Here is a 3948-nt window from a genome sequence, read left to right as displayed (position 1 = left end):
GCCTTTTTTACCATACCCAACATGATCTTATTCCCGCTGGTATTACCTATTTTGCCGCTACAGCAAACATTAGCATTTTTCAGGTTCACGAGCAAAAACATACCGGCATTAAAATTTGCCGTAACCTGGGAAGATCAAAAGGTACACGCTACTACACAGGATTATGCCGACATGTTCGGCTGGGATGAGATGGCCAAAAAAGTGAGCGATGTCTACCATAGCCTTACACCCGAACAGCAAAAACAAACCCTTATTTATGCCGATAATTACGGCGAGGCGGGGGCCTTGCACCATTATCGCAAGCAATATAATTACCCCGATGTGGTATCGTTAAACAGCAGCTTTACGCTTTGGGCACCCGACTCCCTAAATTGTAAATACATGATTTATGTGGACGACAGCGGCGGCGAAAACATCAGCGAATTTGTAGCCGGGGGCATGATTGGCAGCTATAAAAAACTGGGTGAAATAGAGGCCCCCTACGCTGTGGAAAAAGGGACGGGTATTTACCTTATTACCGATCCGAAATCTGGATTGCAAGAAAGGTACCGGAAAGAGTTGGCCGTAAAAAGACTGGAGTAGTTGTTATTAGATGAAAGCACTGGTGTTCCACCGGAACAGGTGTCCGCTTGCACAAAAAAATCAGCGAATCTAAGAAATACCGCCACAAATAACTAACTATCAATTACTTGCGAAATGTATTTTATGTTTTATCTACGACAAGCTTTGTCGTAGTAGTTTTTGATTTTTTGTTTAAGTGGAACAGTAACCTTTAAATCACTGGCAATAAACTTGTTCGATATTTAAAAGCAAAAAGGTGCCATGCTTCCGCACAACACCTTTCACTTTTAGCCTTTAATCAAAAAAACTAAGCTGATATCGCGTTTATAATATCGTACTGCGTAATAATTTCAATCTTACCGTCTTCACTCTCCACAAGTACGGCGATGTTATCTTTATTGATCATGGTCGAAATCTTATCGATCGATGTATTCAGGTCAACAAAAGGGAATGGCGCTGTGGTGATATTTTTGATCGGCTGAGATTTGATGGATGGGTTTTCGATCAGCGAAGCAAGAATATCACTCTCGGTGATCTTGCCTATCACCATACCTTTTTGAGTAACCGGGATCTGCGAGATGTTGAGTGATTTGATGGTATTTATAGCTTCCAGTACCGATTTTTCGCAATCAATGGTAATAATCTCCTGTACCTCTTTTTTATTGATGATATCGAGGGCAGTCAGTTTTTCATCTTTCAGGAAACCGCGGTCACGCAACCAGTCGTCGTTGTACATTTTGCCCAGGTAACGTGTACCATGATCCGGGAAGATGATCACCACCACATCGCCTTCTTTAAACCTGTCTTTCATCTGAATGGTACCGGCCACAGCCGAACCTGTAGAGTTACCGGCAAAAATGCCTTCCTTGCGGGCTATCTCGCGGGTCATGAGAGCAGCATCCTTATCGGTCACTTTTTCAAAGTGGTCAATCAGGCTAAAATCAACATTCTCGGGCAAAAAATCTTCACCAATACCTTCGGTGATATATGGATAGATCTCGTTCTTATCCATGATGCCTGTTTCTTTATATTTTTTAAATACCGAACCATAGGTATCGATCCCCAAAACCTGGATGTTTGGATTTTTCTCTTTTAAATATCGTGCCGTACCAGATATGGTACCGCCGGTGCCCACCCCTACTACCAGGTGCGTGATCTTGCCTTCCGTTTGCTCCCAGATTTCGGGCCCGGTTTGCTCATAATGCGCCTCGGAGTTGCTCAGGTTATCATATTGGTTAGGTTTCCATGAATTTGGCACCTCACGTTCCAAACGCGATGAAACCGAGTAATAAGAGCGTGGATCTTCCGGCTCTACATTGGTTGGGCAAACAATTACCTCGGCGCCAAAGGCACGCAGGGCATCAAACTTTTCTTTTGATTGTTTATCGGTACTGGTAAAAATACATTTATAACCTTTTATCACAGCCGCAATAGCCAGGCCCATACCGGTATTGCCCGATGTACCTTCAATAATGGTTCCGCCAGGTTTAAGCTTTCCGCTTTTTTCGGCATCCTCAATCATTTTAAGGGCCATACGGTCTTTTATGGAGTTGCCTGGATTGGTTGTTTCAATCTTGGCCAAAACTGTTGCAGGTATGTCTTTAGTTACCTTATTTAACTTCACCAGCGGCGTATTGCCAATGGTTTCTAATATATTATTATACCACATAAATTTAAAATCTACTAACCCGGTGTACTAAGCGGGATTACAGCTCAAAAATAGTTTTTATAAAGCGATATTTCTTTATGGAAAAGTAAATAGATGTGCATCTTATAAAAGTACAGGCGCAAACATTATATTTAAACCAGGAGCTGTGTTCTTAATTCAACCTATAACATGTTATCATATTATAAAAACGTATCCACCCTTTTATTGTTGTTAACCTTTTGCTTAAGCAACGCTTTTGCTCAAAAACTCCTGAAGCCCAGCCGAAAAAAGGAATGAAGAAGGTGATTATTGGTCATTACCAGAACAGATACCTGGTTGATTGAATGGGATTATTATTGGTAAGATTTTGTGAAACTTTGAAAGGGGTAATAACGTAAAAAAGCTGTCGTTCTTGAGCATAACGGAGAATCTGTTTGCAGACTATACAGGGCAAGAAATATGGTGGATAATAGATCCTTCACTATCACTCAAGAATGACATATTTTTTTTAACACGTTCATAAGTAAAATTCTGGATCCTGAAGAAGGATTGGCAGTGATAGAAAATCAAACCCCAAAACACCTATCGATCTGAACCTGTCGAAGACGCCCGCGGAGAGTCCTTTGCCTACTATTGGTCATACAAGTTCACCATGATAACTATAATAGCGACCTGCGCATAACGCTCTATAAAAAAATGGTGATTACCGCGCTACGCCCGTATGACAAATTTTTAGCACTTCACTTCAGAATCGGAATTTCTCCCCAATCATCTCCTCCTACTTGTGTATTTTGCATATTATAAGCACCTTTAAAAAAAACAACCCGGATTGCCCAACTTTGGCTTTTCGGAATAAATAAAACATATGTCTCCCGGAGTATTACTTTCTTTTATCATTGGTTATTTTGCGGTATTACTGGTTATCTCGTGGCTTACATCGCGCAAGGCATCAGATAATGATACCTTTTTTGTGGCCAACCGAAATTCTAAATGGTACCTGGTTGCCTTCGGGATGATAGGTACAGCCTTGAGTGGGGTAACTTTTATTTCGGTACCGGGCAAAGTAGGCGCCCCATCCGGCGATCAGTTCTCCTATTTCCAGTTTGTGCTGGGTAATGCCGCGGGCTTTATTATCATTGCAACTGTATTGCTCCCCCTTTACTACAGGCTAAAGCTTACCTCTATTTATAGTTACATTGAGGGCGCTTTAGGCACCTGGAGCTATAAAACCGCTGCCGGCATCTTCCTCATTAGCCGGGTTATTGGTTCGGCTTTCAGGCTTTATTTGGTGGTTATTGTATTGCAGAAATTCATTTTTGATAGTTATCATATTCCTTTCGCAGTAACGGTGCTCATTTGTTTGGCGCTTATCTGGTCGTACACCTTTAAAGGGGGATTAAAAACTATTATCATTACCGATAGTTTGCAAACCTTTTTCCTGGTACTGTCAGTATTTTTATCCATTTACTTTATTTGCGACAGCCTGCACATGAACATTTTTGAAGCTGCCGATGCCATCAAAAACAGCAGCTACTCTAAAATATTTTTCTTTAATGACTTTTTGAGCAGCAAATTCCATTTCACCAAGGCGTTTTTAGGGGGATTGTTTATCACCGTAGGCATGACAGGGCTTGACCAGGACCTGATGCAGAAAAACCTCAGCCTTAAAAACATAAAAGAAGCGCAAAAAAACATGTTCAGCTTTACGGCGGTGTTTGTTGTTATCAATATTTTCTTTT

Annotated in this window: 2 protein-coding genes and 1 pseudogene; 2 read left to right on the top strand and 1 reads right to left on the bottom strand. The window is 41.2% G+C overall.

Annotated features, from left to right (window positions below; genetic code table 11):
- A pseudogene (locus AC1DPZ_RS23505) lies at window positions 1-582 on the top strand (hypothetical protein); the annotation flags it as partial.
- Between the two features lie 286 nt (window positions 583-868).
- Here the strand turns inward: AC1DPZ_RS23505 and AC1DPZ_RS23500 are convergent.
- Entirely contained in the window at window positions 869-2230 is a 1362-nt protein-coding gene (locus AC1DPZ_RS23500; RefSeq protein ID WP_477408034.1) for a pyridoxal-phosphate dependent enzyme, read from the bottom strand.
- An 844-nt stretch (window positions 2231-3074) separates the two neighbouring features.
- Between AC1DPZ_RS23500 and AC1DPZ_RS23495 the strand changes: the two genes are divergently transcribed.
- Window positions 3075-3948: sodium:solute symporter family transporter (locus AC1DPZ_RS23495; RefSeq protein ID WP_477408032.1), on the top strand; the 874-nt coding region annotated here is incomplete at its 3' end.

It is taken from the genome of Mucilaginibacter sp. P4_G9, assembly GCF_056400985.1.
Note: the sequence above shows the minus strand (reverse complement) of the source record. Positions and strands in the feature narration are given on the sequence as shown.

What these genes read in the sequence shown, in the direction of transcription:
- AC1DPZ_RS23500 (WP_477408034.1), bottom strand. Translation starts at nt 2,230, where the DNA reads ATGTGGTATAATAATATATTAGAAACCATTGGCAATACGCCGCTGGTG.